The 6742-nt window shown below is 72.4% G+C and carries 6 protein-coding genes; 5 read left to right on the forward strand and 1 reads right to left on the reverse strand.

What is annotated here, in order from left to right; genetic code table 11:
* Window positions 1-97 precede the first annotated feature (97 nt).
* Window positions 98-1564, forward strand: a complete 1467-nt coding sequence (locus ACWGKJ_RS33160; RefSeq protein WP_385026617.1) for an FAD-dependent oxidoreductase — start codon at window positions 98-100, stop codon at window positions 1562-1564.
* A gap of 131 nt (window positions 1565-1695) precedes the next feature.
* Here ACWGKJ_RS33160 and ACWGKJ_RS33165 read toward each other — a convergent pair whose 3' ends face one another.
* A complete protein-coding gene (locus ACWGKJ_RS33165; protein ID WP_385026614.1) occupies window positions 1696-3192 on the reverse strand; it encodes a regulator in 1497 nt (498 codons plus the stop codon).
* 221 nt (window positions 3193-3413) lie between these two features.
* Here ACWGKJ_RS33165 and lipB point away from each other — a divergent pair, with 221 nt between their 5' ends.
* The 4 genes from lipB to ACWGKJ_RS33185 all read left to right on the forward strand — a co-directional run bounded on the left by lipB (window position 3414) and on the right by ACWGKJ_RS33185 (window position 6692).
* Window positions 3414-4211 carry a lipoyl(octanoyl) transferase LipB gene (gene lipB, locus ACWGKJ_RS33170; RefSeq protein WP_385026610.1) on the forward strand — a complete coding sequence of 266 codons (798 nt, stop codon included), beginning with the start codon at window positions 3414-3416 and terminating at the stop codon, window positions 4209-4211.
* 191 nt (window positions 4212-4402) lie between these two features.
* Complete coding sequence (gene lipA / locus ACWGKJ_RS33175) at window positions 4403-5356, forward strand: lipoyl synthase (protein WP_266857759.1); 954 nt, start codon at window positions 4403-4405, stop codon at window positions 5354-5356.
* Between the two features lie 405 nt (window positions 5357-5761).
* Window positions 5762-5977: an SCO2195 family GlnR-regulated protein gene (locus ACWGKJ_RS33180; protein ID WP_385026606.1), complete on the forward strand. Its 216-nt coding sequence runs from the start codon at window positions 5762-5764 to the stop codon at window positions 5975-5977.
* Window positions 5978-5996: 19 nt separating this feature from the next.
* Complete coding sequence (locus tag ACWGKJ_RS33185) at window positions 5997-6692, forward strand: DUF4191 domain-containing protein (RefSeq protein WP_385026603.1); 696 nt, start codon at window positions 5997-5999, stop codon at window positions 6690-6692.
* Window positions 6693-6742: the final 50 nt, after the last annotated feature.

Here is a 6742-nt window from a genome sequence, read left to right on the forward strand (position 1 = left end):
CCTACGCTCGACCCGAACCAGGGCATTTCCGCGGCCCGTTGGGGGAATCAGCCCCTGTACGGAACGCCGCGGCCGGGCCGACCTCGGGGAGGGGCACGTGCTCAGTACCGCGCACCACGCCGACGTGATCATCGTCGGAGCCGGACTCGCCGGCCTGTCAGCAGCTCACCGGCTGACCAGCGCCGGTGTGTCCGTCAGCGTCCTGGAGGCGGCCCCGTCGCCGGGCGGCCGTATGTCCACCGAGGTGAGCGACGGTTTCCGCCTGGACCGCGCCGGGGGGCTCCTCAGCACCTCGTACCCGGAACTGCTCCGCGCCCCGTGTCTGGGCGAGGCGGAACTCAGGCTGTTCGCCCCGGGCGTCCTCGTGCACAGCGGAGGCCGTCTGCACCGGACGGGCGAGGCCCGGGGCACACGGGGCGCATTCACCGCCGCACGCGCCCTGCGAAGCGCCGCACGCGCCCCCTTGAGCGGTGGCGCGTCGAACGGCGGCCCCCTGAGCGGCTTCGGGGGTGCCGGCCTCGGGGGTGCCGGGCTTACCAGCGCCGGGCTTCCGGGCACCGGGCTCACGGGCGCAGGACTGCGCGCCGGCGGACTGACCGGCGGCGCACTCGTGAGCGGGGCGTTCATGAGCAGCGCACTCGACCGGGCCAGGCTGGGCGCCGCGCTGGCCCGTCTCGCGGCCACCCCGGTGGAGCGGCTGCTGGCCCGCCCCGAGCAGACCGCGCTGGCCGCGCTCCGCTCGTACGGCCTCCCGCCGCGGGCCGCCGCCGCCTTCCTCAGGCCCCTGCTGGCCGCGCTGCTGAGCGACCCCGGGCTGACCACGTCGAGCCGCTGCGCCGATCTCGCCCTGCGGGGATTCGCCCGCGGCCGGCTCTGCGTACCGGCGGGCGGCGCGTCCGTGCTGCCCGAGCGGCTGGCCGCGACGCTGCCGCCGGGCACGGTGACCACCGGGGTGACCGTCACCGCCGCCTCCATCAGCACGGTCAGCACCGCTGAACTGTCCACGCTGGGCTGCCGTGCGCTCATCGTGGCCACCGATGCCCGCTCGGCGGCCCGGCTGCTGCCCGGACTCCGGGTCCCGGCCTTCCACCCGGTGACGGTCCTTCACCACTCCGCTCCGGTGACTCCGCGCACCGGCCGGTCGCTGGTCCTGGACGCCGACCGCTCGGGCCCCGTCTCGCACAGCGTGGTGATGAGCGAGGTCGACCCCGCACGGGCCCCGGACGGCCGCGCGCTGATCTCGTCGACGGTGCTCGGCGCCCCCTGGTCCGGCCTGGAGCGTGCGGCCCGCAGCCAGCTGGCCGCGCTCCACGGCACCCCGACCGACGACTGGGAGCTCCTCGCCGTCCACCACTCCCCCGACGCGGTCCCCGCGATGCCACCGCCGCACGACGTACGCCGTCCGGTACGGCTGCTCGCGGGGCTGTACGTGTGCGGCGACCACCGCGACACCAGCACCGCCCAGGGCGCGCTCGTCTCCGGCCGCCGGGCCGCGCAGGCGGTCATGCGGGACTTCGGCATCAAGCCGGACGCCGCCGTGGACGGGTTCCCGCTCGCCGCGTGACACCCGTGCGACGGACGCGCCCCGCCCCGGCCCGGCAGCACCGCCTCAGCCCGGCAGTGCCGCCTCGGCCCGGCACCCCGCCTGAGCCCAGTACCGCACCCCGGCGCCCTGCTCCACCCCGGCGCCCCGCCTCAGCCCATCGCCGCGACACGGTCCCGGTATCCGCGTACCGCCGCCGCGTCACGGTAGGGCTCAAGCCGCCGCTCGAACTCGCGCACGTACTCCACCGCCCGCGCCGACCGCATCTCCGCCGCCTGCTGCGCCGACTCGGCCCCCAGCAGGCACGCCTGGTCCAGCTCGCCGAGGCCCAGCCGGGCAGTGGCCAGCACGACCCGGCAGAAGAGCCGGGAACGCGCGAAGGCGGGGGCCCGCAGCTGGAGCGAGCGCTCCGCGTACTGCGCCGCCGGCCGGTACTGCTGGAGATCCCGGTGGCAGTGGCTGAAGTCGTCCGTCAGCTGTGCCTCGTCGAAGAACCGTGCCCAGTACGGTACTTCGTCGCCGGGGCGCACCGCCTCCATGACCCGCTCGGCCCGTGCCAGGGACGCCGTACAGGCCCGTACCTCACCGAGCACCGCGTGACCGCGCGCCTCGACGGCGTGCAGCAGCGCCTGGACGACCGGCGGCGCCGAGGTCCCGATGCCCTGCTGGGCCACCCGCGCCAGCTGGACCGCCTCCCGGCCGTGCCCGAGATAGACGGCCTGGCGGCTCATGGTGACGAGCACGTACGAGCCGTACGCCCGGTCACCGGCCGCCTGCGAGAGCCGCAGGGCCTGGACGAAGTAGCGCTGGGCGAGCCCGTGGGCCGCGATGTCGTACGAGGTCCAGCCCGCGAGACGGGTCAGATCGGCGGCGGCTGCGAAGAGCCGCCGGCCGGTGGCCTCGCCGTACGACCCGCGGAGCATCGGCTCCGCCTCGTGCTCCAGATAGCGCACCAGGGCCTGCCGGGCGTGGCCACCGCCGTACGCGTGGTCGAGGGTGCGGAACAGCTCGCCCACCGAACGCAGGGCGGCGATGTCCCCGGCGCCGACCCGCTGCCCCGGCCGGTCGGTCTGCCGCTGGCGGGGAACGGTCGGACGGGACTGCGAGGGGACCCGCGCGCCGGGGCGCTGCGGCTCGGCGCGGCCGCCCTGCCCGGGCCTCACTCCACCGGCCGAACCGGCCGGACCCGCCGAACCGGCCGCACTCCAGTCGTCGGGGCGCCCGATCAGCCAGTCCCTGCTGGGTACGACCAGCCCCGCCGGGGTGAAGGCGATCTTGCGCAGTTCGGCATGGCTGCCGGAGTCCTTGCGCCAGAGACCGCTGACGATGTCGACGGCCTCCTCGGGCGTACCGGCGAATTCCAGCCCCGCGTAGACCGGCGCACATGCGTCGAGCCCCAGGTCCTGGGCGGAGAGTCTGCGCCCCAGCCGTCTGGTGAAGACCTCGGCGATCAGCGCGGGTGTGGTGCCCCGCGGCTGCTGGCCGCGCAGCCAGCGGGTCACCGACGTCTTGTCGTACCGCAGGTCGAGACCGTGCTCAAGGCCGAGCTGGTCGACTCTTCTGGCCAGTCCCGCGTTGGAGAATCCTGCCTCTCCGATGAGCGCGGCGAGCTGGCGGTTGGACGTGCGCTGCGGGGTTCGTTCCGTCATCAGCTGTGCGGTCTCCTGCCTTCCGGGCCGGGAGCAGCCCTCATGGAACGGCGCGAATTTAGCGGGCCCAGGAGCTCGTTCCGCCACCTTCGCCCCGGATTCATCCGATCGTGTGAGGAGGTGTCGTTTCTGCCCGCCCAGAGGTGCCGTTCGATGCGGGTCGTACAGTTGCCGGGAGCGCCCTTCGGGGCGTTGCTGTCCGTATGCGATGAGGAGCTGCCGTGAGCGAGCTGCGGTTTGTCCGTCTGGGGTTCGGCGAAGAGGCCGTCGAGTACCGGGAGGCCTGGCAGAAGCAGCGCGAGGTGCATGCGGCGCGGTTCGCCGACGAGACCCCGGACACCGTGCTGCTCCTGGAGCATCCGCCCGTCTACACCGCGGGGCGGCGCACGGACGACAGCGAGCGCCCGCTCGACGGGACGCCGGTGGTGGATGTGGACCGCGGCGGCAAGATCACCTGGCACGGCTACGGCCAGCTGATCGGCTACCCGATCCAGAAGCTGCCGCGCCCGGTGGACGTGATCGCGCATCTGCGCCGCCTGGAGGAGGCGCTGATCCGGGTCTGTGCCGAGTTCGGCGTCGAGACCAGCCGGGTCGAGGGGCGTGCGGGTGTGTGGGTGCTCGGTGACCCGGTGGAGCAGCGTCCGTCGCTCGGCGGGCTCTCGCTCGATCTGGACCCGCGGCTGCACGACGAGGAGTTCGACCCGCGGATGAACGGTCCCGAGTACGCTCCGTCCAACGCCGGTCAGCGCCGCGAGGACCGCAAGATCGCCGCCATGGGCATCAGGGTCGCGAAGGGCGTGACCATGCACGGCTTCGCACTGAACTGCAACCCGGACACCACCTGGTTCGACCGGATCGTGCCGTGCGGGATCCGGGACGCCGGGGTGACATCGCTCTCGTACGAACTGGGCCGCGAGGTCACGATCGCCGAGGTCCTGCCCGTCGTGGAGAAGCATCTGCGGGACGTGCTGGAGAACGCGGCCCTGGCGCCGCGTACGGTCGAGGGTGCCACCGCGTAACGCGGTCGGCGGCGGCCCCGGCCGCCCCGGCGGGCTCCGTCCGGACGGTCCGTCCCCGTCCGGAAAAGGGGCGGCTCCAGCCGTTGGGGGGAATGCGCCTCAGCGGCCAAGGGTTTGGCCAGAGACAAGCCATACATATGACGGGCGTACCCTGGTGTTCGCCGAAGAATCGAAGCTGTAGGGAGCCGGACGTGTCCGCTGTCGCACCCGACGGGCGCAAGATGTTGCGTCTGGAGGTCCGGAACAGCCAGACCCCCATCGAGCGCAAGCCCGAGTGGATCAAGACCCGCGCGAAGATGGGCCCCGAGTACACCAAGATGCAGGCCCTGGTGAAATCCGAGGGGCTGCACACGGTCTGCCAGGAGGCGGGCTGTCCCAACATCTACGAATGCTGGGAGGACCGCGAGGCGACCTTCCTCATCGGCGGCGACCAGTGCACGCGGCGCTGCGACTTCTGCCAGATCGACACCGGCAAGCCGGCCGCGCTGGACCTGGACGAGCCGCGCCGGGTGGGCGAGTCCGTCGTCACGATGGACCTGAACTACGCGACCATCACCGGCGTCGCCCGCGACGACCTGGAGGACGGCGGCGCCTGGCTGTACGCGGAGACCGTGCGGCAGATCCACGCGATGACGGCCGAGCGGGCCGAAGGCCGTACCAAGGTCGAGCTGCTGATCCCCGACTTCAACGCGGTCCCCGAGCAGCTGGCCGAGGTCTTCTCGTCCCGCCCGGAGGTCCTCGCGCACAACGTGGAGACGGTGCCGCGCATCTTCAAGCGGATCCGCCCCGGCTTCCGCTACGAGCGCTCGCTCGAAGTCATCACCAAGGCCCGTGAGGCCGGTCTGGTCACCAAGTCGAACCTCATCCTGGGCATGGGCGAGGAGCGCGAGGAGATCAGCCAGGCGCTTCAGGACCTGTACGACGCGGGCTGCGAGCTCATCACCATCACGCAGTATCTGCGCCCCTCGCCGCGCCACCACCCGGTCGAGCGGTGGGTGAAGCCGGCCGAGTTCGTGGAGCTCCAGAAGGAGGCCGAGGAGATCGGCTACTCCGGTGTGATGTCGGGTCCGCTGGTCAGGTCCTCGTACCGGGCGGGCCGGCTCTTCCGCCAGGCGATGGACCGGCGCGGCGCCGCCGCCGTGTGAATCTCCGCACAAGCACCTACGGTGTGGTAGTCGCCGTGTGACGCGGCTCGTACGGTCCTCGCAGGTCGGGGACGGGTACGGGCCGCGTCGGCCGTTCCGCCGGGAGCGCCTGGCCTTCATGCGCGTTTGACCGCCCGGACATGCCTTGGTAACAACAATCAGTGACTCTTTAATGACGCACCGCGCCGTCGGACCGCACACCGGACCGGGGAGCGATGCGGGGAGCGGCACGGTGCCGGCCCGGAACAGCGGTTGCGATGTCTGCGCCGGCCGGGAAGCAACGTTTCACCCGCCGGTCCCGCGTGCGCCCGCAGCACCCCTGCGCGCAGCACGCCGCACTACGCGCCGTACCGCTTCACCCGCTGTATCCGCCGTGTATCCGCTGCCGTCCCGAGGGGCCCCACCATGCAGGCCGCGACCCAGTCGACCCAGTCCGTACGCGCCACCGCCATCCCGACCGTCGCCGGAGCTCTCCGCGCGGTCGAGTCCCTGCTGCTGAGCAACGGGCAGCGCACCGCCCGCCGCAACGCCTGGACGTCGGTCCTGGAGGACCGACGCCGGGCCAGGGACCGGGTCGACGCCGAACACGTACTGGAGGCCGTGGCGGCCCGCACTTCCTAGTCCGCGTAAACTTCTGGCCATGGCGAGGAAGGCAAACGCAGACTCTGAGAATCCCGGGCGACTCAAGCAGATCGCCCTGACCTACAAGATGACCCGCAAGGCCGATCCCAAGGTCGGTCTTGTCGTCGGTGGCCTGGGAATCGTCGTCTTCGGCGTCCTCCTCGGTGTCGGCTTCTTGATCGGTCACCCCATCTACCTGGGCATCCTGGGTTTCCTGCTGGCCTTCCTCGCGATGGCGATCGTCTTCGGACGCCGCGCCGAGCGAGCGGCCTTCGGACAGATGGAAGGAAAGCCCGGTGCCGCGGCGGCGGTGCTCGAAAACGTGGGCCGCGGCTGGACCACGACCCCGGCCGTCGCGATGAACCGCAGCCAGGACGTCGTACACCGCGCGGTCGGCAAGGCCGGTGTGGTCCTGGTGGCCGAGGGCAACCCGAACCGGGTGAAGTCCCTGCTGGCCGCCGAGAAGCGAAAGATGGCGCGCGTCGTGGTGGATGTGCCGGTGCACGACATCATCGTCGGCGAGGGCGAGGGCCAGGTGCCGCTGAAGAAGGTGCGCACCACGCTGCTGAAGCTGCCGCGCGTCCTGACCGGCGCCCAGGTGACCACGGCCAACGACCGGCTGCGCGCGATGGGCGACCTGATGTCGAACATGCCGCTCCCGAAGGGCCCCATGCCGAAGAGCGCCCGCGCCCCGCGCGGCGGAAAGATGCGCTGACCCACGCCATACGCGACGACGGGGCGGCCCGGACCAGCTTGGTCCGGGCC

The organism is Streptomyces sp. NPDC054757, from assembly GCF_053612185.1.